This window comes from Amycolatopsis sp. Poz14 (genome assembly GCF_006704225.1).
Classification (GTDB): Bacteria; Actinomycetota; Actinomycetes; order Mycobacteriales; family Pseudonocardiaceae; genus Amycolatopsis; species Amycolatopsis nivea.
Genome location: NZ_JACLHD010000001.1, coordinates 882,985 through 909,258 on the forward strand (window position 1 = coordinate 882,985; position 26,274 = coordinate 909,258).

Annotated in this window: 27 protein-coding genes and 1 pseudogene; 21 read left to right on the forward strand and 7 right to left on the reverse strand. The window is 69.6% G+C overall.

Annotated features, from left to right (window positions below):
• Positions 1–22: 22 nt before the first annotated feature.
• Together FKO37_RS04415 and FKO37_RS04420 are read right to left on the reverse strand one after the other, a co-directional pair.
• On the reverse strand, positions 23–490 hold the full coding sequence (locus FKO37_RS04415) for a hypothetical protein (protein ID WP_238603789.1): 468 nt from the start codon (positions 488–490) through the stop codon (positions 23–25).
• A 325-nt stretch (positions 491–815) separates the two neighbouring features.
• A pseudogene (locus tag FKO37_RS04420) lies at positions 816–1,463 on the reverse strand (hypothetical protein); the annotation flags it as partial.
• Positions 1,464–1,744: 281 nt separating this feature from the next.
• Between FKO37_RS04420 and FKO37_RS04425 the strand changes: the two are divergent.
• Complete coding sequence (locus FKO37_RS04425) at positions 1,745–2,893, forward strand: glycoside hydrolase family 105 protein (protein ID WP_238603791.1); 1,149 nt, start codon at positions 1,745–1,747, stop codon at positions 2,891–2,893.
• A gap of 54 nt (positions 2,894–2,947) precedes the next feature.
• Here the strand turns inward: FKO37_RS04425 and FKO37_RS04430 are convergent, their stop codons facing one another.
• Positions 2,948–6,142: an arabinosyltransferase domain-containing protein gene (locus FKO37_RS04430; RefSeq protein WP_238603792.1), complete on the reverse strand. Its 3,195-nt coding sequence runs from the start codon at positions 6,140–6,142 to the stop codon at positions 2,948–2,950.
• Positions 6,143–6,382: 240 nt separating this feature from the next.
• On the reverse strand, positions 6,383–7,252 hold the full coding sequence (locus FKO37_RS04435; RefSeq protein WP_238603793.1) for a hypothetical protein: 870 nt from the start codon (positions 7,250–7,252) through the stop codon (positions 6,383–6,385).
• A gap of 61 nt (positions 7,253–7,313) precedes the next feature.
• On the opposite strand from FKO37_RS04435, the gene FKO37_RS04440 reads away from it, so the two are divergent.
• The 12 genes from FKO37_RS04440 (at position 7,314) to FKO37_RS04495 (ending at position 17,236) form a co-directional block, all read left to right on the forward strand.
• Positions 7,314–8,081, forward strand: a complete 768-nt coding sequence (locus FKO37_RS04440; protein ID WP_238603794.1) for an SDR family oxidoreductase — start codon at positions 7,314–7,316, stop codon at positions 8,079–8,081.
• Between the two features lie 77 nt (positions 8,082–8,158).
• Positions 8,159–8,905, forward strand: coding sequence for an ABC transporter ATP-binding protein (locus FKO37_RS04445; protein ID WP_238603795.1), 747 nt, complete (start codon positions 8,159–8,161; stop codon positions 8,903–8,905).
• Positions 8,906–8,919: 14 nt separating this feature from the next.
• Positions 8,920–11,343, forward strand: a complete 2,424-nt coding sequence (locus tag FKO37_RS04450; RefSeq protein ID WP_374204193.1) for an ABC transporter permease — start codon at positions 8,920–8,922, stop codon at positions 11,341–11,343.
• A 40-nt stretch (positions 11,344–11,383) separates the two neighbouring features.
• Complete coding sequence (gene pyrE, locus FKO37_RS04455; RefSeq protein WP_037808870.1) at positions 11,384–11,947, forward strand: orotate phosphoribosyltransferase; 564 nt, start codon at positions 11,384–11,386, stop codon at positions 11,945–11,947.
• Between the two features lie 92 nt (positions 11,948–12,039).
• Positions 12,040–12,594 carry an RNA polymerase sigma factor gene (locus FKO37_RS04460; RefSeq protein ID WP_037808869.1) on the forward strand — a complete coding sequence of 185 codons (555 nt, stop codon included), beginning with the start codon at positions 12,040–12,042 and terminating at the stop codon, positions 12,592–12,594.
• Positions 12,585–13,142, forward strand: a complete 558-nt coding sequence (locus tag FKO37_RS04465; protein ID WP_043831552.1) for a hypothetical protein — start codon at positions 12,585–12,587, stop codon at positions 13,140–13,142. Before FKO37_RS04460 ends, FKO37_RS04465 begins: the two co-directional genes overlap by 10 nt.
• Positions 13,139–13,501 carry an Asp23/Gls24 family envelope stress response protein gene (locus FKO37_RS04470; RefSeq protein ID WP_037808867.1) on the forward strand — a complete coding sequence of 121 codons (363 nt, stop codon included), beginning with the start codon at positions 13,139–13,141 and terminating at the stop codon, positions 13,499–13,501. Before FKO37_RS04465 ends, FKO37_RS04470 begins: the two co-directional genes overlap by 4 nt.
• Positions 13,498–13,800: a hypothetical protein gene (locus FKO37_RS04475; RefSeq protein ID WP_238603797.1), complete on the forward strand. Its 303-nt coding sequence runs from the start codon at positions 13,498–13,500 to the stop codon at positions 13,798–13,800. The genes FKO37_RS04470 and FKO37_RS04475 overlap by 4 nt, the downstream gene beginning before the upstream one ends.
• Before the next feature lie 48 nt (positions 13,801–13,848).
• Positions 13,849–14,121, forward strand: coding sequence for a hypothetical protein (locus FKO37_RS04480; protein WP_238603798.1), 273 nt, complete (start codon positions 13,849–13,851; stop codon positions 14,119–14,121).
• A 266-nt stretch (positions 14,122–14,387) separates the two neighbouring features.
• Entirely contained in the window at positions 14,388–14,786 is a 399-nt protein-coding gene (locus tag FKO37_RS04485) for a DUF2784 domain-containing protein (RefSeq protein WP_037808862.1), read from the forward strand.
• Between the two features lie 16 nt (positions 14,787–14,802).
• Complete coding sequence (locus FKO37_RS04490) at positions 14,803–15,462, forward strand: RNA methyltransferase (protein WP_238603799.1); 660 nt, start codon at positions 14,803–14,805, stop codon at positions 15,460–15,462.
• 874 nt (positions 15,463–16,336) lie between these two features.
• Entirely contained in the window at positions 16,337–17,236 is a 900-nt protein-coding gene (locus FKO37_RS04495; protein WP_238603800.1) for a glycoside hydrolase family 76 protein, read from the forward strand.
• Positions 17,237–17,239: 3 nt separating this feature from the next.
• Here FKO37_RS04495 and FKO37_RS04500 read toward each other — a convergent pair whose 3' ends face one another.
• Complete coding sequence (locus FKO37_RS04500) at positions 17,240–18,106, reverse strand: LacI family DNA-binding transcriptional regulator (protein ID WP_238603801.1); 867 nt, start codon at positions 18,104–18,106, stop codon at positions 17,240–17,242.
• Between the two features lie 134 nt (positions 18,107–18,240).
• Positions 18,241–19,263, reverse strand: a complete 1,023-nt coding sequence (locus FKO37_RS04505) for a LacI family DNA-binding transcriptional regulator (protein ID WP_037808855.1) — start codon at positions 19,261–19,263, stop codon at positions 18,241–18,243.
• A gap of 131 nt (positions 19,264–19,394) precedes the next feature.
• Between FKO37_RS04505 and FKO37_RS04510 the strand changes: the two genes are divergently transcribed.
• The 8 genes from FKO37_RS04510 (at position 19,395) to FKO37_RS04545 (ending at position 25,553) form a co-directional block, all read left to right on the forward strand.
• Entirely contained in the window at positions 19,395–20,414 is a 1,020-nt protein-coding gene (locus tag FKO37_RS04510) for a substrate-binding domain-containing protein (protein ID WP_037808854.1), read from the forward strand.
• Positions 20,411–21,400, forward strand: a complete 990-nt coding sequence (locus FKO37_RS04515; protein ID WP_009084957.1) for an ABC transporter permease — start codon at positions 20,411–20,413, stop codon at positions 21,398–21,400. Before FKO37_RS04510 ends, FKO37_RS04515 begins: the two co-directional genes overlap by 4 nt.
• Entirely contained in the window at positions 21,397–22,221 is an 825-nt protein-coding gene (locus FKO37_RS04520; RefSeq protein WP_037808853.1) for an ATP-binding cassette domain-containing protein, read from the forward strand. Before FKO37_RS04515 ends, FKO37_RS04520 begins: the two co-directional genes overlap by 4 nt.
• 7 nt (positions 22,222–22,228) lie before the next feature.
• Positions 22,229–23,095 (forward strand): PfkB family carbohydrate kinase, encoded by an 867-nt coding sequence (locus tag FKO37_RS04525; RefSeq protein WP_238608214.1) that lies wholly within the window; start codon positions 22,229–22,231, stop codon positions 23,093–23,095.
• On the forward strand, positions 23,092–23,727 hold the full coding sequence (locus FKO37_RS04530) for a nucleoside/nucleotide kinase family protein (protein WP_009084950.1): 636 nt from the start codon (positions 23,092–23,094) through the stop codon (positions 23,725–23,727). The genes FKO37_RS04525 and FKO37_RS04530 overlap by 4 nt, the downstream gene beginning before the upstream one ends.
• A 7-nt stretch (positions 23,728–23,734) precedes the next feature.
• The gene (locus FKO37_RS04535; RefSeq protein ID WP_037808850.1) at positions 23,735–24,256 is read left to right on the forward strand and encodes a hypothetical protein; all 522 of its coding nucleotides are present in this window, start codon (positions 23,735–23,737) and stop codon (positions 24,254–24,256) included.
• A 10-nt stretch (positions 24,257–24,266) separates the two neighbouring features.
• Positions 24,267–25,010 carry an SDR family oxidoreductase gene (locus tag FKO37_RS04540; protein ID WP_238603802.1) on the forward strand — a complete coding sequence of 248 codons (744 nt, stop codon included), beginning with the start codon at positions 24,267–24,269 and terminating at the stop codon, positions 25,008–25,010.
• Between the two features lie 132 nt (positions 25,011–25,142).
• Positions 25,143–25,553 (forward strand): VOC family protein, encoded by a 411-nt coding sequence (locus FKO37_RS04545; protein WP_043834805.1) that lies wholly within the window; start codon positions 25,143–25,145, stop codon positions 25,551–25,553.
• 4 nt (positions 25,554–25,557) lie between these two features.
• On the opposite strand, the gene FKO37_RS04550 is transcribed toward FKO37_RS04545, so the two are convergent.
• Positions 25,558–26,235: a DedA family protein gene (locus FKO37_RS04550; RefSeq protein WP_037808846.1), complete on the reverse strand. Its 678-nt coding sequence runs from the start codon at positions 26,233–26,235 to the stop codon at positions 25,558–25,560.
• Positions 26,236–26,274 lie beyond the last annotated feature (39 nt).

Consider the following 26,274-nt stretch of genomic DNA (forward strand, 5'->3'; position numbering starts at 1 on the left):
CGGAGTTATCGCGGGGAGGCCCTCACTGCGTCTTGCCAAGGTCGGCGGTCCAGACGCGGACTGCGAAGTGCGTTTCCGCGGCGTGGTCGTCCGGTCCCGGACGAAGGCAGTCCCACGGCACCAGGCCTGGAGATTCATCGTTCAGGAACTCTTCGGCGATGGCGGCCAGCGGGACGTCGAGTTCGACCCGCGCCCCGAAGGGCAATTCATCGCTCGGCCGCGAGGTGGTCGAGCACCTCAACTGCCCGGCCTGCCGGTCGTGCCAGACATAGAACGTCACGGGCCCGTCGCAGCCCAGCGAAAGGACCCGCTCGCGCAGGATCGAGGCGCACTCCTCGAACGCGGCCACGATCTCCTGAGCCGACAACGAACCGCGTTCCTCGTCCGACGTCGAGAGCGACCAAGTGTTCTCCCGGTCCTCGAGGTTTCTCGCGGCCGGGTCGATGAGCAACGGCTCGTCCGCGACCTCGCGGATCCATCTCAGCAGCACCGCGTCACCCTGGCAGAACCCCTGCCGAACAAAAAACCGCCCGGCCGCTGAAGCGCGACCGGGCGGTTCCCGTGTCTCAGGAGGTGGCGTCTTCGCCGCGCTCCGATTCCACCGGCCGAGGCGGCGGAACTTCGCCCCTGCCCGGCGGAGTCCTCGGCGCGGGCGGAGACGGCTGCCGCTCCGTCATCCGGGTGTCCGCCGGCGACGGCGCCGACGTCTCCACTGCGCGGGTATCGACCGGCCGCGTCGCCTGCGTGTCCGCCGGAGAAGGAGCGCTGGTCGGAGGCGCAGCCGGAGTCCCCGCAGACGGCGTCCACGTGCGGTTCGAGTCGTAGTCCTCGTCGAACGGGTCCACGATGTCCGCGATCTCGCCCAGATCGCGCAGCAGCCGCTCAAGCCGCGACGGCCCAGCCCCGGGCACGACGCTCGCCAGCACCCACTCGTTCTCCAGCCACGCCACGCCGACGTCGCCGCCCAGCTGGTCGGCCGCGTCCACCAGGTCCTGGGTGATGACCTGGCGCGCCCCCTCGGAGTCGTCCGCGAAGGCGTAGCGCTGGCCGATCGGGCCGAGCATCTCCGGCATGTTCTCGCGCTGGAACGGCACGCTCGACAGCCACATCTCGACCGGCACCCGGTGCGTCTTGTTACAGCGCACGGCCACGACCACCGCGGGCACCTGGCCTTGGGACTCGATGTCGAAGATGAACACCGGACGGCGGCCGTCGGAGGTGAAGGTGGAGCCCGCGACGACGTTCACCGCCGCGTCGGCTCCGAAGTAGCCGATCGCGCCTCCCGACCACTGCCGGGGCAGCCGTTCGTCCTCTTCCACGAACTGCCAGCCGCGCAACTGGGCCCAGCGCTGCCGCTCACGGTTGCGCGAGCCCTCCCTGGCCCGGTCCGCGAAGAGCAGGCCAAGCCCCGCCACCAGCGCGACGGCGGCGATGACGAACCAGATCCACGCCGAGATACCCACGCCGGTCAGGGTATCGCTGCCGAGCCCTCCTACCGGGACGGCCGCACCGTGTCGGCGCGCCCCGTTTGGCCGGAACCCGCCAGGTCGCGTCGACAAATCGGCTAATCGCCCGGCTCGGGTGTCCATTGCGGACGGGTTCCCGCTGACCGGACGCCCCGCTGCGCCTATCCAGCGATCGCGCCGGACATCCCGGACAGGAACCTTGCCGGACCGCTCCCGCGCCGGGTAGAGGTCGTTCGACAGCCTTTCCCGCCGCCGCCGACAGCAGGAAGGACACCCCCATGTCCCTCTCGAGAAGATCGGTACTGACCGGGACCGCGGCGGCGCTCGGCTCGCTCGCGCTGCCCGGGGTCGCGGCGGCCGCGGGCGCGCGCGACTGGTCCCGCGCCGTCATCGACTCCACCATGAAGCGCTACACCCCGGCGTCCATCGGCGGCTGGAGCTATCCGCTCGGCCTCTACTTCTACGGCCAGTACCTCTTCTACCGGCGGACCAAGGAGCGCAAGTACCTCGACTACCTCGTCGCCTGGTACGACCGGTTCATCACCGACGACGGCATCTCCAACAGCTTCAGCAGCCTCGACTCGATGCGTGCCTGCCAGATGCTTCCGTTGCTGTACAACGAAACCGGCAACGCCAAGTACCGCAAGGCCGCCGATCAGCTGCGCAAACGCTTCGAAACCTATCCGCGCACGAGCGACGGCGGGATGTGGCACGCGGTCAGCCGACAGCACCAGCTGTGGGGCGACGGCGTGTACATGGCGCAACCGTTCCTCGCCTTGTACGGCAAGGTTTTCCACGACCCGACGTACTGCTACGAGGAGTCCGCCAAGAACCTGTCCGTCTACTTCGGACACCTCAAGGAACCCGCGAAGGGCCTGATCTACCACGCCTACGACGAAAGCGGCGCCCAGCCGTGGGCGACCGGGCCCGGCAAGCACTCCAGCTTCCACTGGGCCCGCGCGATCGGCTGGTTCGGGATGGCCGCGATCGACATCCTCGAGGTGCTGCCCGCCGACCATCCCCGCAGGCCGGAGCTGGTCGGGATCGTCCAGTTCCTCGCCGACGGATACCGCCGGTTCCAGGATCCGCGGACCGGCCGGTGGTACCAGGTCGTCGACCACGGCGGGGACGACGGGAACTGGCTGGAGACGTCCGCGTCCTCGATGTACGCGTTCACCGTCTCCCGGGGCATCGAGCGCGGATATCTGCCCGCTTCTTACGCCTCGGTCGCCCAGCGCGGCTACGCGGGAGTGCTGCAGAAGGTGTCGATCGGGTCGGACGGGCTGACGAACATCGCCGACATCTGCGAGGGGACGAACGTCGGGGACCTGAAGTTCTACTTCGCGCGGAAGCGGCTGACGAACGACTTCCACGGGCTCGGCGCGTTTCTGATCATGAACGAGCAGTTCACCCGATACCGCTGCTGAAAAGCGCGAAGGGCCCCTTGAGCGGCTCAAGGGGCCCTTCGCGGCACAGCCGGTTTACGTCTCGCCGGTCGGGTTGGCGGGTTTGGCCAGCGGTCCAGGCGACCACAGTCCGGAGTGCGTCACCGACTGCTGATGCAGCGCCGCCGAAGCCGGGAGCGCGTTCGCGACGTCGGGCGTCACCTCGTACAACGTCCCCCAGTCACGGTCGACGTCGCCTTCCAGGTACGTCGGCAACGCCTCCATCTGGACGCTCGCGTTCATCCACACGAACGGTCCGCCGCCCGCGGGCGAAGACCAGTACCGGCCGACCGTGCGCAGGTCGTCGCCCGCGCTGATCCGGTACTTCGGCATCTCGGCGATCCCGTTGTGGATCGAGGACGGGCGCAGGCACGGGTGCTGCGCGGCGGCGGCCCACTCCAGGAACACCGGGTCCTTCCCGACCACGTCGGTCATCTTCGCGATCTTCGGCGCCCGCGGCGCGCTGAACGCGACCCAGCCCTCGCTGCCGAGCCCGCGGCCCTTCGCCACGATCCGCACCTGGTCGGCGCCTTCGGGCACGCTGACCCGCGCGTCCCGCCAGTCGGTGTCCTTCTTCTTCGCGTCGAGCTTCTCGCGGCTGAGCACCTCGAACCCGGCGGGGGTGTTCTTGCCGAATTCGGCGGTCAGTCCGTTCGGGTCCTCGGTCTTGCCGGCGAGCGCGACCACGATCGGCACCGAGCCGTCGCGCGCGCGTTCCGGGATCGAGTACCACTGGGTGCGCAGGTCGCCCGCGCCGTCGCCGGACTCGTGGTAGCTGCCCCAGATCGGCGCGGCGTCCTTGCCGAAGCCGTGCGGCGGCTTCCACTTGTCGTCCGTGGGCAGCCCGCCGTTGGTGACGAAGCCCTTCTGGGTGCTGGTCAGCCATTCCTGCGGCGTGGTCCCGCGGTCGGCGCCGGCGGGCACCTGCCAGCCGGGCGCGGCGTTCTGCGGCTGCTGCGGCGCGGCTTCGAGAATGCCGGCCTTCGGATCGCGCTCGACCTTGATGTAGTCGGACAGCCCGCAGCTCTTCCCGGCGAGCTGGCGGATGTTGTCGGCACCCATGTTGTAGGTGTCCCAGCGCTTCTGGATGCCCTTGGCGATGCTGCCGATCTCGAACAGCACGAGAATCGCGCATACCGTCGACAGCGGCGCGAGCCCGAGCCGCAGCGCCCGGCCGCGGTTTTCCAGGTCGGATCGCGGCACCGGCGCGGGCGGCACGAACGGTTCGTGCTCGTTGTGCTTCATGTGTTCGATCGCCGCGATCGCCAGCGCGACCGCGGCCGCCACGAGCGCCATCGTGCTCAGCTTGATGCCGAACACCTGCGGCGGGAGGTCGAACCACGGCACGCCCCACGCGGAGACGTACCACCAGGCGTTCGGCCCGGTCGAAGCGAGCGCGACGATCACCATCAGCCCGGCGAAGAACGCCGCGCGGTTGCGGCGCGACAGCAGCACGGTCGTGCTCGTCGACAACGCGGTGAGCGCGGCGAGCGGACCGCCGACCGCGACCAGCATGCCGAAGTGGTGCGAGTGCTTGGTCGGGGCGAGCGCGAGGACCACAAAGGACAGTGCGCTGATGCCGAGCAGCCTGCGGCTCGGGCCGAGCGCGGCACCGCGGATGTTGCCGCGCCGCAGCAGCACGACTGCGCAGGTCGCCAGGCAGAGGAAGATCAACAGCACCGGGAACCGGCGCGTCATCGAGCCGTCCGGGCCGTTGCTGAACAGCATTGTGTAGCGGTCCAGCTCGTTGTACCAGGCCCCGGTCGGCCCGAGCGAGGACCGCAGCCGCACCGATTCGAGCGCGCCGCTCAGCGTCTGGTCGCAGAAGATGAGCGCGAGGATCACCAGTCCGGCCGCGGCGACCGGCGCGAGCACCGGCACCCAGCCGAACTGGCGGGCGTGCCGGAGCACGATCTTCGCCAGCGGTTTCAGCCCGACCACGAACGGCAGCACGGCCATCAGCCCGTGCGGGTTGACCGAAACGCACAGCGCCGCGACGGTCAGCCCGACCGCCGCCGGGCCGAGCCGCCGGGTCGCCACCGCGCGTTCGACGGCGCAGATGGTGATCAGCGACAGCAGCGCGACCAGGTTTTCCGGGCGCAGGCCGTTGTCGTAGGGCAGCCAGAACGCGAGGAAGACCGCGCCCGCCGCCCAGCCGGCCGCGCTGCTGATCCGCACCTGCCTGCCGAGCCGGGGCAGCACGCCCCGGCTGATCAGCATCCAGCAGGCGACGCCCATCAACAGCGACGGCAGCCGCATCCACGGCGTCAGCGAACTGACCTTGGTCATGGCCGCGTAGATGTCGACGAACCACGCCATCGGCGCGTCCGGCGCGGCGAACCACCGGTAGTACTCGCCGATGTACCCGGCGTCGCCGCGGACGCGCGCCATGGTCGTGAAGTAGCCGTCGTCGGCGGTCATCGCGCCGATCAGCCACCAGACGCCGAGCGTGCCGAGGACGGCTATGTCGAGGAATTTCAGCTTCCACCAGCCGCGCTTGGCCAGCCGGGGCGCGCGCCGGCCGGAGAGCCGGTCGAGGCGGTACAGCGCGAGCACCGCGCCGATGAAGCAGAGCACCGACAGCACGATGGCGGCCAGTTTGATGCCGGTCGCGGTGCTGGCCCAGCGGTTGTCGACCTGCGCGGAAACCGAGAGGCCGTGCGTGTCGTCCTGGTTGTTGAGGTCGGAGAAGAAGCCGGTGAGCTGCGGCCGGTGGTCGTCGCTGACGTCCGCCAGGTGGGTGCCGCCGACGGACGCGGTCGTGTGCTTCGGGTCGGAATGCACCGTGATCGTGCAGTCGCCCTCGCCGATCGGGGCCGCGCCGAGCTGCTGGCCCTGTGAGGAAAGCGTGAGCTGACCGTCGCCGACCTGCAAGGCCATCCCGGTGACGGTGCCGATGCTGGAGTTCGGCGGATTGGTGCTGAACAGCACGGCGTTGCCGTCGGTGCGCGCGTCGAGCGCCCGCGCGGTCGCGCACGAGACCTTCGCGTCGAGCGAGATCGGCGCCTGCGCGGTCAGCGGGGCGGACACCGCCCTGGTGCCGCCCTGTGCGGTCGGCCAGTCGAGGGTGGTTTGCTCGAGCGTGACGGGCAGGAACGGGATCGCGATCGCGAGAATCGCGCCGGCGATTCCGAAAACCGCAGCGAGCAGCCGCGCCCGACGCCCGGCTTTGCTCTTGCCGGCAGCTGTCGGAGACGCCGATTCGGCGGCAGCGGATTCGAGGTCGACCACGCCCCGCAGGCTATCCAAGCGGATGCGGGCCTCCCGCTGGGGACTCTCCAGGTGGCGGCGCCACCTGGTCGAGCCCGGATTCGCGCGCCGAACCGCCACGGTGGGTAAAGGAAGCGCAGCCTTCGTTACGGCGAACGGGTGACGTCCCGCAGCTCACGACGGCTTCGGCCGAGGGCCGTTTCACGATCCGGAAACGGTCCGGACTCGGTTGCCGAAAGCGGACCCGGCCTGGTGGTGAACTCAGCCGGGCGAGAAAGTGAACGGCGGCCCGGAAACTGTCCATCCGTTGTCGATGACCGGATTTCCGAGCACCTCGGCGCCCACGTGCTGGCTCCGGGTAACCGGGACACCCACGGTAGAAGCGGTGCTCGCCCGCGCCGCCGCGATGTCCGCGGCCGACAGTTCGCCGTGGAACCGCTCGGTGCGCTCGGCGGTCGACTGGCTCGTCGCGGCCAGCGTGTGCACCGGGCCGAGGTCGCCGGACACGCTGTGCCGCTCGGTGGACTCCAGCCGCGCGACGTCGAGCTTGCCGGTGAACTGGCCGAGGACGCTTTCGTCGGAGTTCGCGACCACCGAGCCCGCCGGGCCGAGGTCGACGGCGTCCGCGGAGGTGCGTTCGACGCGGCTGCCGCTCATCAGGTCGCCGGAGAACCGGCCGGCCAGACCGGATTCGGCGCCGGTCTTGCTGCTGGAGAGCGCTTCGACGCCTTGCGGCAGCCGGACGCCGTGTCGCATGGACTGGTCCAGACCGGCTACGTGCGCACCGTCGAACGGCTGTGTGTGGTGCGCGCCGAGGTCGTTGCCGGTGAACGCGCGGCCTGCCTCGCCGAGACGCAGGTCGTGCGTCTGGGACTGGCCGGCGGCGTCCGGAGCGAGCGCCTGGTGCAGGTTCGACGCGGCGGACGCGGGCAGATCGCGCGTCGTGACCGTCTCGTCGCGGGTGAACTGGAGGTCGGAGGAGGAACCGTGCTGGTGCAGGTCGAGCGGCAGTTCCCCGCGCGGGGTGTCCGCCAGCGCCGCAGCCGGGCCGGCGAGCAACAGAGCGAGGGGCGCCGCACCGGCGGCCATCCGGGGCAGATATCCGGGCGTCCGCTTGGAGTGCTTGCCCATGTGCCGGACCATACTGCGCCACCAGCGCAAACGCAGCTGAAAAACGGGTAGCTTCACCCACATGACCACCAGTTCTGTGATCACGGGAGCCACCGCGGGCATCGGCGCGGAATTCGCGCGCCGGCTCGCCGCGGAGAAGCACGACCTCGTCCTCGTCGCCAGGGACGAGGAGCGGCTGACCGCGCTGGCCGAGAAGCTGCGCGCGGAGCACGGCGTCGAGGTGACCGTGCTGTCCGCCGATCTGTCCGAAGTGGACGGTCGCGGCCGGGTCGCTGAGCTGCTCGGAACCCGGCCGGTCGACCTGCTGGTCAACAACGCGGGGTTCGGGCTGAGCGGCGAGTTCTGGGAGATCCCGGCCGAGGACCTGCAGCGTCAGCTCGACGTGAACGTGACCGCCGTGCTGCAGCTGACCCGGGCGGCGCTGCCGGGCATGGTCGAGCGCGGCCGCGGCGACATCATCAACGTCAGCAGCGTCGCGGGCTTCTTCTCCGGTCGCGGTTCGACGTATACCGCCAGCAAGAACTGGGTCACGTCGTTCACCGAGGGCATCGCGATGTCGCTGCCGAAGGGCGTGCGGATGATGGCGCTGTGCCCCGGTTTCACCCACACCGAGTTCCACGAGCGCGCCGGGCTGAAGCGGGAGGGGCCGAAGGCGTTCTGGCTCGACGTGGCCCAGGTCGTCGACGAAGCCCTCGCTGACCTGCGCCGCGGCAAGGTGATCTCGGTGCCGAGCCTGCAGTACAAGGCCCTGGTCGGGATCGGCGGACTGCTGCCGCGTCCGGTGCTGCGCAAGCTCGCCGGCGGGTTCGGCAACCGCCGCCGCACCTAGCGGTAGGGACAGCCCTACCCCGTCCCGGCGTGTGCGCCCCAGGGTGTTTTCCCCCGGCAGGCCATAGCGTTTTCCCCATGGCGACTGGGGAAGCGGTGCGGCTCGAATCCGTCCGCAAGGAATACGGCCGGGTCACGGCACTGGACGGGGTGAGCCTGTCCTTCCCGCGCGGCGGGTTCACCGCGGTGATGGGTCCGTCGGGCTCGGGCAAGAGCACGTTCCTGCACTGCGCGGCCGGACTCGACCGGCCGACGAGCGGTTCGGTCCTGCTCGACGACCAGGAACTGGGCAAGCTCTCCGAAACGCGGCTCACGAAGCTGCGCCGGGACAAGGTCGGGTTCGTCTTCCAGGCGTTCAACCTGCTGCCCGCGCTGACCGTCGAGCAGAACGTCGTGCTACCGCTGCGGCTGGCCGGTCGCCGTCCGGACCGCCGCCGCGTCGCCGAGATGCTCGGGCACGTCGGGCTGGGCGACCGGCGCAAGCACCTGCCGGGTCAGTTGTCCGGTGGTCAACAGCAGCGGGTGGCGATCGCCCGCGCGCTGGTCAGCCGCCCGGCCGTGCTGTTCGCCGACGAGCCGACGGGCGCGCTGGACACCCGTACCGCGAGTGAAATCCTCGGCCTGCTCTCGGAATCGGTGCGCGGCGGGCTGACCGTCGTGATGGTGACGCACGACCCGGTCGCGGCCTCCTACGCGGATCGCGTCGTATTCCTCGCGGACGGCCGCGTCGCCGGCGAGCTGCACCGGCCGACCGCGACGGCGGTCGCCGAACGCATGACGCACCTCGGCGCCTGGGCCGACCGGACGCCGGTGGGCGGCTTCTGATGTTCAGTCTTGCCTTGCGCACCTTGCGTTTCCGCACCGGCGGGTTCATCGCCGCGTTCGTGGCCGCCTTCCTCGGCGCGGTGATCGTGTCCGCCTGCGCCGGTCTGATGGAGACCGGGATCCGGTCCGCCACGCCGCCGCACCGGCTGGCTTGGGCGACGGCAGTTGTTACCGGACAACAGGATTTCGAGCTGCAGAAGCACTCCGACAAGCCCAAGACGCAGTCGGTCGCGCTCTCCGAGCGGGTTCGGCTGGACCGATCGCTGGCGGAGACGATCCGCGCGACGCCTGGTGTGTCCACTGTGGTTGGTGAGGTGAATTTCCCGGTATCGCTGGGTAAACAGCCTCTCGTCGCGCACGGCTGGGAGTCCGCTCGGCTGCCCGGACCCGCGCCGCGAGACGGCGAAGTGGTGCTGCCCGCCGCCAGCGGTGCGTCGGCTGGCGCGACGGTCGACCTTGCGGTGCAAGGGAAGATCAATCACTACCGTGTCGCTCGGACGGTTGATGGTTCCGACGCGTTCTTCGCCGACGACGTGGCCGATCAGCTCTCCGGCCACCCCGGCAAGGTCGACTACTTCGGCGTCGTCACTGACAATCCGGCCGCGTTGCACCTCGGGTCGGGGGTGTCCGTGCTGACTGGGGATGAGCGCGGCCTCGCTGAATTCCCGGAGGCGCAAACGAGCGGCGCACGGCTGATTCCGTTGGCCGGTGTCGCGGGCGGACTGTCGATTTCGGTCGCGGTGTTCGTCATCGCCAGCACGTTGATGCTGTCGGTGCGCCAACGGCAGCGGGAATTGGCTCTGCTGCGCGCGATCGGCACGACGCCGCGGCAGTTGCGGCGCATGGTTCTCGGCGAAGCGCTGGTCATCGGCGTGCTCGCGACCGGAGTCGCGGCCGCGCTGGGTCCGGTCTTCGGCCGATGGCTGTTCGAACAGTTCACTTCGGGTGGGTTCATCCCGCCCGAGGTGCAGTTCCACCAGGGCTGGATCCCGATGATCATCGCGGCGGGCGCGACGATGCTCGCCGTCGGGATTTCCGCGCTGGTCGCCGGATTCCGGGTCGGTCGCATCCGGCCGACCGAGGCGCTCGCCGAGGCCTCCGTGCCGCGGAGCTGGCTGACTCCGGTGCGGCTGATCGTCGCGCTGCTGTGCTTCGGCGGCGGGACCGCGCTGGGCATCGTCACGCTCGCAGTGATGACGGGACCCATCGCGGCGAGCACGGCGGGTCCAGCGGTGATGCTGTGGGCGATCGGCGTCGCGATGATCAGCCCGGGCGTCACGAAGCTGACCGCGATCCTGTTGCAGGGCCCGATGCGGCTGATCAGCGGCGTCACCGGCTGGCTGGCGATCACCAACACGCGCAACGCGGCCACCCGGGTGGCCGGCGCGGTCACGCCGATCATGCTCGCCGTCGGCATCGCGACCGCCAACATCTATCTGCAGACCACGACCACCGCCGCTTCCGCACATGCCTTCGCCGAAGACCTCCGCGCCGACGCGGTCGTCGCGGGCCCCACTGGAATTTCTCCGGAGGCTCTCGACCGGGTCCGGCACGCGGACGGCGTCGCGGCGGTCTCGTCGTACGTCAGCAGTCGCGCGTTCATCACCGCGCCGTTCGACGAGAACCAGACCAAGAAGGGCTACCCAGCGCTCGGCCTCACCGACGCGACGATCAACGCGGCCACGGTCGTGCAAGGCAATCTCGCCGACCTCAAGGGCGACACGATCGCGTTGCCCGACGCCGCCGAAGTCTCCCGGTCCGTCGGCGATTCCGTCACGCTCCGTCTCGGCGACGGGACCGACCGGACCCTTCGCATCGTCGCGATCGTGCATCAGCGAGACGGTGCCGAACAGCTTCTCCTGCCCGCCGACCTGCTCGCCGCGCACACTGCCGCGGGTCTCCCCCGGCAGGTGCTCGTCCGCGCCGAACCCGGCGTCGACCAGGCCCGGCTGACGCACAGCCTGACCGCCGCGACCGCCGGTCTCCCGGTGTCCGTCGGCGACCGGAGCACGCTGGCCGCCGCGAACGCCAAGAACGACGAGACCGGCGCGTGGGTGAACTACCTGCTGGTCGGCATGATCGTCGGCTACACGGTGATCTCCGTGGTGAACACCCTGGTCATGGCCACCTCACGGCGTCGGCGGGAGTTCGGGCTGCAGCGCCTCGGCGGTTTCACCCGCGGCCAGGTGCTGCGGATGGCCGCCAGCGAGGGCGGCCTGATCGCCGCGATCGGCATCCTGCTGGGCACCGTGGTGTCGGCGGGCGCGATCGTGCCGTTCTGCCTCGTCGCGACCGGACGGGTGCTGCCGGACGGGCCGATCTCCATCTACCTGGTGATCATCGCGACCGCGATCGTGCTCGCGCTGACCGCCGCCGTCCTGCCCGCTTGGGTGGCGACGCGGACGCGCCCGGTGACGGCCGTCGCGACCGGGGAGTGACGCGCGGAAGTTGTCGGTGCCGTGTGTAAGACTCTCGGCCGTGGCGTACCCCGGGTTGGATCAAACTGCGAAACTCGAACTGGCCAGGCTGGTCAGCGAACTGGCCGTCGTGCACGGCAAGGTCACCTTGGCCTCGGGCAAGGAAGCCGATTACTACGTCGACCTCCGGCGGGCGACGCTGCAGCACGCGGCCGCCCCGCTCATCGGCAAGCTGCTGCGGCAGCTCACCGCTGACTGGGACTACGTCGCGACCGGCGGGCTCACCCTCGGCGCGGACCCGGTGGCGCTGGCGATGCTGCACTCCGCCGCCGCCGAGGGCGTGGTGCTCGACGCGTTCGTCGTCCGCAAGGCGATCAAGGAACACGGGATGCAGCGCCGGATCGAGGGCGTGGAGGTGCGCGGGCAGCGGGTGCTGGCCGTCGAGGACACCTCCACCACCGGCGGCAGCGTGCTCACCGCGGTCGAGGCGCTGCGCGAAGGCGGGGCCACCGTGGTCGGCGTCGCGACGGTCGTCGACCGCGACACCGGCGCGCGGGAAGCCATCGAGAAGGCCGGGCTCGAGTACCGGTACCTGCTGAGCAAGGACGACCTCGGGCTCAGCTGAGGAGTCAACCGAGCGGAAGTGAGCACAGTCACCCACAATGCGTGCGTGACGAATGCCCGCCACGCGGTGTCCCCCTGACGGAAGGGGGTGCCGTGACCACGACCAGTGTCCCGCTCGACGACGCCACCCTCGTCGGCCGTGCGCGAGACGGCGACGTGCGCGCGTACGAACAGCTCGTGCAGCGTTATCAGGGCCCGATGTTCCGGCTTGCCCTGAAAATGCTGCATCACCGCGGCGACGCCGAGGACGTAGTGCAGGAAGCGTTCCTCGGCGCGTGGCGGAAGCTGGCGCAGCTGAACGACGACAACGCGTTCGTCGGCTGGCTGTACCGCGGAACGACCAACCGCTGTCTCAACGTGATCCGGGCGCGCCGCCCGCAAGCTGACGTCGATCTCGACCTGGCCGAATCGCCGCGCCGCGACACGCAGCCGGAGCACGCGGTGCAGGTCAGCGGCCAGCTCGCGGCGCTCGACGAGGCGCTTCAGACGCTCACCCCGCAGCAACGGGCGTGCTGGCTGTTGCGTGAAGTGCACGGCCGGTCGTACGACGAGATCAGCGAGATCGTCGGCGCGAACCCCACCGCGGTCCGGGGGCGCATCGCCCGGGCCCGTGCGCAGCTGGCGGAGGTGATGAAGCCGTGGAGGTGAACCAGGACTACGAACTGCCGTGCGGCCGGGAACTGGAAACGCTCTGGGAGAACCTGGACGAGTCCGACGACCACCAGGCGGAGTGCGTCCACTGCCGCACCGCGCGGGAAAGCCTGCTGGCCCTGCGCTCGGCGACGCAGGAGCTGATCGACGAGCCCGACCCGACCCCGCCGGACCTGTTCGGCCGGATCATGTCGGCCGTCCGCGCCGAAGTGCGCCGCGGTCAGATGCTGGATCTCGCCGCCGCCGAACCGGGTTCGGTCGAAGTGAGCGAACAAGCCGTCGCGGTCGTGCTCCGCTATGCGGCCGATTCCGCCGGCGACGTCCGCGCCCGCCGGGTGCGGGTGCGAAAGGTCGGCGTCGATTCGTCCGGCGCGGCTCAGGTCGAGGTAGAACTCACCCTCGCGGCGCGCCTGGGGAACACCAGCGGCGCTGACACGTTGGCCCGCGTACGAGAACTGGTGTCCGCTGCCGCGACCTCGCGGGTGGGTATTTCGTTGGTCAGCCTGGATCTGCTGGTGGAAGACGTGTACGAGGACGGGGAATGACCGCCGAATACGTGATCGCCGCCCCGGTGATCGCGAGCGTTGCCGCCCGCGCGGCCGCCGAAACCGCCGGAGTCGTGCGCCTGGAACCCGGCCTGCGCGGGTTGGCGACCGCGTGGGCCCGCGAAGCCAGGCAACGCTGGAAGGGCCTGGAACCGGCCCCTGCGGACGGCGTCCGGGTCCGCGCCCACGAGGACAGCCTGACGGTCGAGGTCGACGTGGTCATCTCGGGTGCGGACCAGGCCGCCGCCGTGGGCCGCGCGGTGCAGCGCGCGGTGTTCCGGGAAGTCCTCGCGCAGACCGGCCGCTCCGTGGACGCCGTTCGAGTGTCCATTTTGGACATCGAAGTGGGGCGGAAGTGACCGATCCGCGTTCGCTGACCGGAAGACTCGCCGACGCCCTGTCGGCCGTCGACGGCCTCCGCCCCGCGACGAGCGTGGCCGCGGAAATCAGCTGGCTGCCGACCGATCCCGCTGGTGGGGCAGTGGATCTGACCGCGGAATCGGTGGAGATCCGGGTGGTCGCACTGCGATTGCCGCTGCCGCCCTTGCTGTCGGCCGCCGAAGCCCAGGTGCGCAAGGTACTCGACGGGACCGAGTGGGCGGACGCAACCATCCGCCTCGTCGTGACGGACATCGACGGAGCAGCGTTCGCTGGCTGAACGCCCTTTTCCGCGTATCGTCGGCATCGACCCACGGGAGGGGCGCGGATGATCCGGATCCAGGTGACCAACAACGACGACAAGCCCCGGACCTGGAACGTCGAACCCTATGGCGACGAAGTCGTGCTCAGCGTCGACGACGTGCTCTCGATCGAGTACGCGCACCCCGCTGACGTGGGCTTCGTGGTGACTCTCTACCCCGACTCCGAGGTCGTCTGGACGACGGCGGACGGGGGCCGCGACGGCCAACTGCCCAACGACCTCAAGCTCAATGGGGTCACCCTATGGCCGGGTTTCGGCGGCACCGGCTCGCCGGCCTGAGGTCCTTCTTCCGCGTTCGTCAACCCGCTTTTCCCCCGTTTTCTCCGGCGATTCGCGTGCACGGAACGAAGTCATTTACGGCGCGTCGGGTCCCTTCGTGCCGGGTGTTCCGCCCCGTCTCCTACCCGGAGTGATCCCTCCGTTACCTGCCGGGTGAACTCGTTGCTCCGGTGGGTCGAACATCACATCAGGTCCCCCTATTTCCCGCTCTCTGGACGGGTAATCGGAGTAACGTCGCTGGTAGGTGCACTGGGAAGGGGGCGAAGGTGGACACGACGGTCGCGCATGTTCTGGCCGATGTCACCGTGGCGGTGCACATCCTCGCCCTGCTCTTCATCGGCTTCGGCGGCTTCCTCGCGTGGCGGTGGCCGAAGGTCGTTTTCGTGCACATTTTCTTCGCGGTGTGGGGCGTGCTGGTCAATGTCACGCCGATTCCGTGCCCGCTCACCGCGCTGGAAGATTTCTTCCGGCATCAGCAGGGTCTCGGCGACCTGCCCGGCGGGTTCAACGCGTATTACCTCTACGGCACGGTGATCCCGCGCTCGCTGCTGCCAGTGGTGGTCGTGGTGGCCCTGGCGGTGCTGGTGATCTCGTACCTGGGCGCCTACCTGAGGTGGCGCCACCGCCACGACGACAGTCCGGCGCACGGCGTCAGCCTCGGCTGAGCGAGAATCGTCCTTCGTGACGACGGAACAACCCGAAGCGGGCCCCACCGAGTGGGTGAACCGCGAGGAGGTAGGCGTAGGCCCCTGGCCAGGCACCTGGCCGGACGACCCGCGCTACGACCCCGAACTCCTGGCCAACGGCGACCGCCGCAACGTGGTCGACGCCTACCGCTACTGGCGCCGCGAAGCAATCGTGTCCGATGTGGACACCCGACGGCACCCGTTCCACGTCGCGATCGAGAACTTCCAGCACGACCACAACATCGGCACCGTCGTCCGCACCGCGAACGCCTTCGCCGCCGCGGAAGTGCACATAGTGGGCCGCCGCCGCTGGAACCGCCGAGGCGCGATGGTGACGGACCGCTACCAGCGCCTCCGCCACCACGAGAACGTCGCGACGCTGCTGGAATTCGCCACCGCGGAGGGTTTGACGGTGGTAGCGGTGGACAACACGCCCGGCGCCGAGCCGGTGGAAACCGCCGAACTGCCCCGGAAGTGCCTGCTGCTGTTCGGCCAGGAAGGCCCTGGTCTGTCCGAAGCCGCACAGACGGACTCGGCGAAAGTGGTCTCCATCGCCCAGTTCGGCACGACAAGGTCTATCAACGCGGGGGTTGCGGCCGGAATCGTGATGCACGCGTGGATACGACAGCATGCGGACCTCTCCAAAGCTTGGTGACTTCGCCGCTTTGCCGCCGATGGGGTGCTTCGTGAGTGGCTGCGCCGGTTAGAACCGGGGCCGCTCACGAGAACCCAGGCCTAGCGCCGATCACGCGGTTCGGGAGGGCGCGTAGAGAGGCAAGTTCTCCGCAGCGCAGGCAGAATCAAGTCATGACCGCCGACTCGTCCGACCCCGCCAATCCCGCTGCACGCGGCGATGCGCCCGGCCCTACCGCATCGCCCTCGGACGACTCTGCCAGTCGCACGACGAATGCGGCTGCGGGTGCGGCGAATCCCGCTGAGCGTGCGGCACCGCCGAGCGCACAGTCGGCCAAGCCAATGACGCAATCGACCCGGCCGAGCGCACCGCGGCGGCGGTGGCTGAGGGTGCACCGGTCGAGCTCCCCGTCGCAGACGAGCATGCCGCAGCAGCCGATTGCCCTGCAGCAGACGAGCGTGCCGCAGCGTCCGGGCACCCCGCCGCCGGGCACCCCGCACCGGCCGAGAGCCTCGCAGCGACCGAGCGCGCCGCTGCAGCTGCGCGCGCGACGGCAGCCGAGCCCCCTGCAGCGGCCGAGCGCACTGCAACAGCCGAGCACCCCGCCGCAGTCGGGCGCCCTGCGGCGGCCGAGAGCACCGCAGTGAGCGAGCATCCCACTGCACCCGAGCCTGCCGTCGCAGCCGAGCGTCCCGCAGCGGACGCGAGCCCTGCAGCGGTCGAGCGTCCCGTTGCAGCTGCGAGCCCTGCAGCAGCCGAGCATCCCGTCTCAGCCGAGCGCGCCGCAGCAATCGAACGCGCCGCAGAAGCCGAACAGGCGGTCTGCGCCCGACACCTCCGCCGCCTATGGGCCCTCCCCGGCACCGTCCTCGGTCGGAGTGGGTGGCCGCCCACCATGAGCCAGCGGTTGCACTGGCACTGGAACTACTGGTGGCAGGCCCACCTCCTCGACAGTCTCGTCGATGCGCAGCTCCGTCAACCCACCGACGAACGCGCGCGGCTGATCGACCGCTTCATCGCGACGGTGCACCGGCGCAATTTCGGTTCCTGGGTCAACGACTACTACGACGACATAGCCTGGCTAGGGCTCGCGTTGCAGCGAGTGCGTCAACTCCAACTATCCACAGTGGACGAACCAATCGAGGCGATCAGCAAACGGCTGCACGAAGGCTGGACAGAAGACCTTGGCGGGGGAATTTGGTGGCGGCGCGGCGACTCCTTCAAGAATACCCCCGCGAACGGGCCCGCCGCTATCTTTCATGCCCGGACGGGTGATCAACAACGCGCCGGCGCCATGACGCAATGGCTCACCGACACCCTCGTAGACCCGGAGACCGGCTTGGTCTGGGACGGGATCCGGGCGGACACCGGCGAAGTGGTCAAGCATATTTTCTCGTACTGCCAAGGGGTTTACCTCGGCGCATGCCTGGAGCAGTCCCGCTGGGACGACGCGGCACGCACGATCCTCGCGATAGAGAAACACCTGGCACCACAAGGGATTCTCCCGGGGTCAGAGGGAGGCGACGGTGGGCTCTTCTCGGCGATCGCCGCCCGTTACCTCGCGCTCGCGGCCAACAAGGCCAACAAACTGCCCAGGCCGGAAGCAGAAGCAGCGAAAAGGCTGGTCCAAAACTCAGCGGAAGCGTGCTGGAACGGTGCGGCACAAGAGAAAACCGGACCGTTGTTCAGCGCGTACTGGGATAAACCAGCCCCGAACCCGCCGGGCAAGGCGGAGCGGGATCTGTCTGTCCAAATTGGAGGGTGGATGCTGCTGGAGGCCGCGGCGACGCTATAAAACTCAGCAGCCGCACGAAGCGCGGTGCAAGAACCGCGGCGCGAGGCGGACGGACTCCGGTCGGCGCTCCGGCTCGCGGCAGCGCGCCAGCAGCAACTGCACTGCCCGGCGGCCGATTTCCGAGATGGGTTGTGCCATCGTCGTCACGCCGGGGGAAACCGTGCGCGCCCAGTCCATGTCGCCGTATCCGACGACCGCCAGTTCCGATCCGATCCGGATGCCGCGGCGGTGCGCTTCCCACTGCACGCCGATCAGCATCGCCTCACCAGCGACCACCAAGGCAGTCGGCGAGGGCCAGCCGTCCAGGAGTTTGGCGGCAGCTCGGGCCGCGCCGCCTGCGGTGGATTGGCCGGACGCCACCAGCTCCGGGTTGTAGCGCAGCCCGGCGCGGCCAAGACCGAGGCGGTAACCGAGGGCGCGTTCTTCGCTGACGGTGGTGCCTTCGGTGCCGGTGATCAACGCGATCCGCCGGTGCCGTCGCGCGGCCAGGTGTTCGACCAGCGCGGACATGGCCTGGAAGTTCTCCGAACCGACCTGGTCGACGTCGTTGCGGCCGGCGATCCGGTCGACCAGGACCGTCGGCACACCAGTCCGCACGAGACCGTTCACGACCGCCTCGTCACCGAGCGCGGGCACCAGAAGGACGCCATCGATCCGGTCCGCCTGCAGTGCGCGCAGCACTTCGGCTTCCGCGCGCGGACAGTCGCTGGTGTCGGCCAGCAGCAGGTCGCAACCCGCCCGCGCGGCAGCGCCGCGGATGGCACGCAGCAGCTGGTCGTGGTACGGGCTGGCGTGCCTCCCCAATGCCACCCCGAACCGATGGGTGACCGGCAGGTCCCAGTGGGGGACCTCCGGCGCCAGAACGGTCATTTTTCATGGCCCTCGTCGTCGATACCTACCCAACAGTAGCCACTGTCGGGCCGCACCAGAGAGGGTCCGAGACGATCGGGTCCCGAGAATCACTGAGGTGAGTGAACGGGCGCGTGCCTGGTTACGCGGGGCAGTCACGACGCGCACCCGCACGAAGCCCGGTGCCGCAAGGTCGGCGGCAACCGCACAGTCTCGGCCGGTCGGCCGGGATCCGCCAGTCGAGCGAGCAGCAATTGCACCGCCCGGCGGCCGATTTCGTCGATCGGCTGGGCCATCGTCGTCAGCGGCGGGTCCACGAGGTCGGCCCATTCGACGTCGTCGTACACCACCACCGGCAGGTCCTGGCCGATCCGCAAACCCCGTCGCCGCGCCTCGTGCAGGACGCCGACCATCATGCTGTCGTTGGCCACCACCAGCGCGGTCGGCGGGTCCGGCAGCGCCAGCAGCGTGCTCAACGCCAAGCCGCCGCCGTCGCGGGAGGACTGTCCGCACGCCACCAGGTCAGGCGACCAGCTCAATCCTGACCGGCCGAGGCCGAGCCGGTAGCCCAGCACGCGTTCGTCGCTCGTCGTCAGCCCGGGCGCGCCGGAGATCATCCCGATCCGGCGGTGGCCCAGCGACGCCAGATGCGCGGTCAGCGCCGACGTCGCCTGGATGTTCTCCGCGCCGACCTGGTCGATGTCGGTCCGGGTGGTGAGCCGGTCCATCAGCACGGTCGGCACGTCCAGCGACACCAGTTCGCCCAGCACCGACCCGTCGCCGGGCGCGGGCGTGATCAGCAGTCCGTCGACCCGGCGCGACCGCAGCGCGCGCACCACGTCCCGTTCGGTGCCCGCGGTGTCGTGCGTGTCCGCCAGCAGCACGGTGTATCCGTTTGCCGACGCCTCCCGCTCGATCGCGTGCATCAGCGCCGCGAAGTACGGGTTCGCGACCAGCGAGATCGCCATCCCGATCGACCGCGTACCCCCGGTGACCAGCGAGCGCGCGATCGCGTCGCCGGTGTACCCGGTGGTCTCGATCGCGCGCAGCACCGCGGCTTTCGTCTCCTCGGCCACCGCCCGCGTGCCGTTGACGACGTGCGAGACCGTCGTGATCGACACGCCCGCCATTTCGGCGATGTCGCGCTGGGTCGGGCGGGCGGAGCGGGGTCGCGGCATGTCTGTCCTTTATCGAGAGAGCGAAACCAGGAGCGTTGGCAAGCGTTTGCGCAAACGCTTGCGTCATGGCATGAGTCTGTCTACCTTCCCGTCCATCGGCAAGCTCGCACCTCGATTCGGAGGGCATCTCCATGAGACACCGGAGTCTCACCGCACTCGCCTTGGCGGCCGCTGTCGCGGTCTCCACCGCCGGGTGCACCGTCGAACGCCACTGGGGCGGCAGCTCCAAAACCGGCGGCAGCGGCAAGGCCAAGGTCGGCCTCGTCACGAAGACCGACACCAACCCGTACTTCGTCGAACTGCGCAGCGCCGCGGCCGCCGCGGCCAAGGCCAACGGCGCTGACTTCAGCGCGCTCGCCGGGCAGTTCGACGGCGACAACGACGGTCAGGTGCGCGCCATCGAGAACCTGATGCAGCAGGGCGTGAACACCATCCTGATCACGCCGAGCTCGTCCACCGGCGTGCTCAAGGCCATCAAGGACGCCCGCGACGCCGGCATCCTGGTGATCGCCCTCGACACCGCCACCGAACCGCCGGACGCGGTCGACGCCACCTTCGCCACCGACAACTTCGCGGCGGGCGAGCAGCAGGGCGCGTACGTCAAGGCGGCGCTGAAGGGCGCGGACCCGAAGCTCCTGATGGTCGACGGCACCGCGGGCAGTTCGGTCGACACCCAGCGGCACGGCGGGTTCCTCAAGGGCATCGGGCTCAAGGACGGCGCGCCGGAGATCAAGGGCCACACCAACGCCAACGGCGACCAGAGCCTCGCCCAGCAGGGCATGGAGAACCTCCTCCAGCGCACCACCGACCTCAACGCGGTGTACACGATGAACGAGCCGATGGGCCGCGGCGCGTACGCGGCTCTCAAAGCGCGCGGCCTCACCAACCAGCTCACCGTCGGTTCGATCGACGGCGGCTGCGAGGGCGTGCAGAACGTCAAGAACGGCCAGTTCGCCGTCACCGTGATGCAGTTCCCGCGGAAGATGGCCGAACAGGGCGTGCTCGCGGCGGTCGAGTACGCGAAGACCGGCAAGAAGCCGAGCGGGTTCGTCAACACCGGCTCGACCGCGATCACCGACCACCCGATGCCGGGGGTGCCGAGCAAGGACACCGCCTGGGGTCTGCAGAACTGCTGGGGAGGCGGGAAATGACGACCGCGACGGTCAACAACCGCGAGCGCGAGACGCTCGGCGAGTTCTTCCTGCGCGCCCCCGCGGTCGGTCCCGCGCTGGCGCTGGTCGTGGCGGTCCTGGTGTTTTCCTTTGCCACGGACACCTTTTTCGACCTGGACAATCTGTCCACAGTGGTCCAGCAGTCGCTGGTGGTCGGCACGCTCGCGCTCGGCCAGACGCTGATCATCCTGATCGCGGGCATCGACCTTTCCAACGCGTCGTCGATGGTCGTGGCGACGCTGGTGATGGCGAAACTGGCCGCGGTCACGAACGTTTTCTTCGCGCTGCTGGCCGGCGTCGCGCTGACCGTCGTGGTCGGCCTGTTCATCGGCACGCTGGCGACGCGGATCAAGCTGCCCGCCTTCATCATCACGCTCGGCACGTTCACCGGCCTGACCGCGGTGGCGAAGCTGATCGCGGGCGGCCAGGCGGTTCCGGTGTCCGACGGACTGCTCACCTGGCTCGGCACGAAGCGGTACCTCTTCGGCGGCATCCCGATCACCTACGGCATGACGCTCGCGCTGCTCATGTTCCTCGCCGTCTGGTACGCGCTCACGAAAACCGCGTGGGGCAAGCACGTTTACGCCGTCGGCAACGCGCCGGAATCCGCGCGGCTGTCCGGGATCAAGGTCAACCGCACCGTGCTGTCGGTCTACCTCGTCGCCGGGCTGTGCTTCGGCATCGCCGCGTGGCAGGCGCTCGGCCGCACGCCGAACGCCGACCCGAACCAGTTCCAGCTCGGCAACCTCGACTCGATCACCGCGGTGGTGCTGGGCGGCACGAGCCTGTTCGGCGGACGCGGTTCGGTGCTGGGCACGCTGTTCGGCGCGCTGGTCGTCGCCGTGCTGCGTTCGGGGCTGACGCAGATGGGCGTGGACGGCAACTACCAGGACCTGGCGACCGGCGCGTTGCTGATCGCCGCCGTGGTCGTGGACCGGATCGCACGGAGGCAGCAGCAGTCATGACTTCCTCGAACGAGCAGCAGCCGACCCTTTCCGCGCGCGGCCTGGTGAAACGCTACGGCCGGGTCACCGCCATCGACGGCGCCGATTTCGACCTCTACCCCGGCGAAGTGCTCGCCGTCGTCGGCGACAACGGGGCCGGGAAATCCAGTCTCATCAAGGCGTTGTCCGGTGCGGTGGTGCCGGACGCCGGTGAGATCAAAGTGGACGGCAAGACGGTCCACTTCAAGTCCCCATTGGACGCGAGGCACTACGGAATCGAGACGGTGTACCAGGATCTGGCCGTCGCGCCGGCGCTGGACATCGCGTCGAACATGTTCCTGGGCCGGGAAAAGCGGCTGAAGGGACCGTTCGGCATCGGGTTGCGCAAGCTCGACAGCGCGACCATGCGCACCGAGGCGCAGCGGATCCTGGACGACCTCGGCATCAAGGTCAAATCCATTACCCAGCTGGTGGAAACGCTGTCCGGCGGGCAGCGGCAAGGCGTCGCGGTGGCGCGCGCGGCGGCGTTCGGCACCAAAGCGGTGATCATGGACGAGCCGACGGCCGCGCTGGGCGTCGCGGAATCCGCGAAGGTGCTGGAACTGATCGGCCGGATCCGCGACCGCGGCCTGCCGGTGGTGCTGATCAGCCACAACATGCCGCACGTCTTCGAAATCGCCGACCGGATCCACGTGCACCGGCTCGGCAAGCGCGTCGCCGTGGTGACGCCGAAGACGCACAGCATGAACCAGGTGGTCGGCCTGCTCACCGGTGCGTTAAAGCTCGACGACAACGGCGAAGTCGTCGAGGTCGCGTCCACCACGCACGCCGGGTTGACCTGACGTGCGAGTGCTGCTGGCGGGGTTGTGCACCGTCGATGTCGTACAGCGGGTCGCGGAATTTCCGGAGCCGAGCGAAAAAGTGCAGTCGCTGCAGGTGGATGTCGCGGCCGGTGGGCCGGCGACGAACGCCGCGGTGACCGTCGCGGCGCTCGGGGCCGAAGCGACTCTTGTGACGGCTCTAGGTGCGCACCCGCTGGCCGCGCTCGCCCGGGCTGACCTCGAAGCCTGCGGCGTCGATCTGGTCGACCTCGCTCCGGAACGCGCGCAGGCGCCGCCGGTCAGCGCGGTCGTGGTGCGGGACGGCGACGGCGAACGCACCGTCGTCTCCCGTAACGCCGCCTCCGACGAGCCACTGGAACTGCCTGACCTCACCCAGATTTTCGAGCGCGTAGACGCGGTCCTCGTCGACGGGCATCATCCCGAGCTAGCGCTTGCTGTCGCCAAGGAAGCCCGCGCCCGCGAAGTGCCGGTCGTCCTCGACGCGGGCAGCTGGAAACCGGTACTGGACCAGCTGCTGCCACTGGTCCACGTGGCAGCCTGTTCCGCGCGGTTCCGTGCTCCCGCACCGAGTTTGGCCGAACGCGGAGTGTCAGTGACGATCACGACGGCGGGCCCGGAGCCGGTCGCCTGGAGCACTACGGAAGACTCTGGGCAGGTCCCCGTGCCGCTCGTCGAAGCGCGGGACACCCTGGGGGCCGGAGACGTGTGGCACGGTGCGCTCGCGTACGCGGTTGCGACGCGGGAAGGCGCGGTCGCCGACTGGATCGGATACGCGAACGCGGTGGCAGCGGAACGGGTCCGGCATGTCGGTCCGCGTTCGTGGACGGGGCCGGTCGGGGAACTGGCGAAGAGCAGAGAAGAGGGAGTGCGATGACGGCGTTCGAGGATCTGCTGGCGCGGGCTGAGAAGCTGGCCAAACCGCGGGAACGGCACGTGCTCGGCATCATCGGCGCGCCCGCCTCCGGAAAAACCACGCTGGCCTGGGCGATCGCCAACGCGCTCGGTTCGCGGGCCGCGGTCGTCGGGATGGACGGCTTCCACCTGGCCCAGGTCGAACTGCAGCGGCTCGGGCGCACCGACCGCAAGGGCGCGCCGGACACCTTCGACGCGGCCGGCTACGTGCACCTGATCCGCCGGCTCGCCGAGGGCCGCGAGACGGTGTACGCGCCGGAGTTCCGCCGCGAGATCGAGGAGCCGATCGCCGGCGCCGTCCCGGTCGCGCCCGAGGTGCAGCTGGTCATCACCGAGGGCAACTACCTGCTGCTTCCGGACGACCCGTGGAGCGGCGTGCGACAGTACCTCACCGAAGCGTGGTTCCTCGCGCCGGACGAGCCGGAGCGGATCGAGCGGCTGGTGTCCCGGCACCGGCGCTACGGCCGTTCGCTGGTCGAGGCCCGGCAGCGCGCGCTCGGTTCCGACCAGCGCAACGCGGACCTGATCGCGAACACCCGCGACCGCGCCGACCTGGTGCTCGAGAACCTGCCGCTGACGAATTTCGCCCTCTGAGCAGGTGATGTTCGACGATCCGGCGACGACGGATCCCTACGCCGGCGCGGTCACCTGGGACCGGGCCGGCGAAGCCCGGATCGCCGTGCTGTACCCGCCGTATGTCCCGCTCGTGCGCACACACCTGAACGGGCTGCGGACGCTGGTCGACCGGCGGTTGTCCGAACCCGCTGGTCAGGGGCCGGATCCGAGGCTGGCGCTGCTGGTCGAGCGGATGCGCGAGACCACCAGCGAACCGCAGCTCGAACCGGAGGTGCTCAGCGAGGTCCGGACCCGGCTGGACTGGGCGTTGTCGGTGCTGCCGGAACACGGCGGCGTCCTCGAGCTGCACACCCCGATGCACCAATGGTGGTGGGGACGCGCGCTGCTCGACGTGTGCACGGCCATCACCGCGCTGCTGGGAGCATGGCTGCGGGGCGAAGCGGTCGACGGGCAGCACTGTCCGGACGACGCGACGTGGTGGATGTGGATGGCGCAGATGCGCTGGCTCGACGCCCAGTTCGTCGAGCCGCTCAAGCCTCGTTCGTAAGGAGTGACCCGTGGGGGTTTTGGTCGTCACCGGCGGCAGCCGGGGCATCGGCGCGGCGATCTGCGAACTGGCCGCGACCCGCGGTTACGACGTGGTGGTGAACTTCTCCGGCGACCCGGCCCCGGCCGAGGAAATCGCCGAACGGGTGCGGTCCCATGGTGCGCAAGCGCTTGCGCACCGCGCCGATGTGTCCGACGAACAGCAGGTCAGCGACCTTTTTTCGGCGGCGGCCGAGCTGGGCCCGCTCGTCGGCTTGGTGAACAACGCGGGCGTCACCGGCAACACGCCCGGCAGGCTGGACGAGCAGAGCGTCGAGACCGTCCGCCGGGTGCTGGACATCAACGTCACCGGCGTTTTCCTGTGCTGCCGCGAGGCGGTGCGACGGCTGTCGACGCGCTACGGCGGGTCCGGCGGAGCGATCGTGAACGTCTCGTCCACGGCGTCGCGGAACGGGTCGGCGGGCGAATGGGTGCACTACGCGGCGTCCAAAGCGGCGGTCAACACGCTCAGCCTCGGCCTGGCACGAGAGGTCGCCGACGAGGGAATCCGGGTCAACGTCGTGTCGCCCGGCCTGGTCGAGACCGGGTTGCACGCCGCCGCGGGAATGCCGGACCGGGTCGAGCGACTCAGTTCGGTCATCCCGCTCGGGCGCGCCGGCCAGCCGGAAGAGATCGCCGCGGCCGTGCTGTGGCTGCTGTCCCCGGAGGCGTCCTTCACCGTCGGCGCGGTGCTCGAGGTCGGCGGCGGCCGCTGATCCATCTCGGACAGTGAGACGCCCGGCGACGGGCAGATCACGATTGACCCCGGAACTCGGTGAACTCGCCCGTAGCGGTTGTCCCGGTGTGCGAGTCTGGAACGAGGGGTGGAAAGGACGGCCGCGAAAGTCATGCCCAAGCTCACGTCTGTGCACCATCTGGCGCTCACCGTGACCGATGTGGACCGAAGTGTTCCCTGGTACGTCCGGGTGCTCGACCTCGAGGAAAGCCATCGGCGCGAAGACCCGGAAACCGGGGTGCGCAAAGTAGTTCTGCGTTCGGCAGGAGACGGATTCTCCGTGGTGCTTGTCCAGCATCCGGACACCGAACGGCCCGCGTTCGACGAAAGACGCACTGGTCTGGACCACGTCGCGTTCTCGGTGTCGTCCCGGGCCGAGGTCGCCGAATGGGAGGACCGCCTGCGCGAATACGGCGTTTCCTACCTGCCCGCGACGGAATCGCAGACCTTCGCGGGTTCCGCGGTGATCGTGTTCCGCGATCCGGACGGCATCCAGCTGGAAGTCTGGTCCGACCCGGCCTGAAAAATCAGGCGTGCGCGTCGTCGGGTTCGTCGACCGGACGCCGCATTTCCTGGCGGTAGCGCAGCACGCCGTACGCGGTGCCGAACACGAAGAACGCGATGCTCACCCACAGCGCCGCGGTCTTGACCCACGGGATGGCGTCGAGCAGACCTGCGCCGTAGTAGCCGAGCAGCACCAGCGTCGGCACCCACAGCAGGCCGCCGACGGTGGTGGCGAGCAGGAACCGCCGCGAATCCATCCGCGCGGCGCCCGCGATGAGCGGGGCCAGCGTGCGGATCCACGGGATCCACCGTGCCGCGACGATCGCGAAGAAACCCTTGCGGTCCAGGAAAGCTTGCGCGCGTTCGAGGTTGTGCCGGTTGAGCATCCGCCCGCCGCGCCGGGCGATCAGCGTGGTGCCCGCGCCGCGGCCGATGTAGTAGCCGATCTGGTTGCCGACCACGGCGGTGAGCAACGCGGCCGCGGACAGCAGCCACGCGTTGAGGTCCGAGCCGTGCTGGGCGAGCACCACGCCCGCGCCGAACAGCAGCGAATCGCCGGGAAGGAACAGCCCGATGATGAGCGCGCATTCGATGAGCACGAACGACAGCACGATGACCCAGACGAGCACCGGGCCGGCGGTGTCCAGCCAGCTCAGGCCGATTCCCGCGGCGTGCGCGGGCTGGGCGGCGTCGAGGTTCACGCGAAGAGCCTACGTGGCTGGGACCGGCCGCAGTACGCA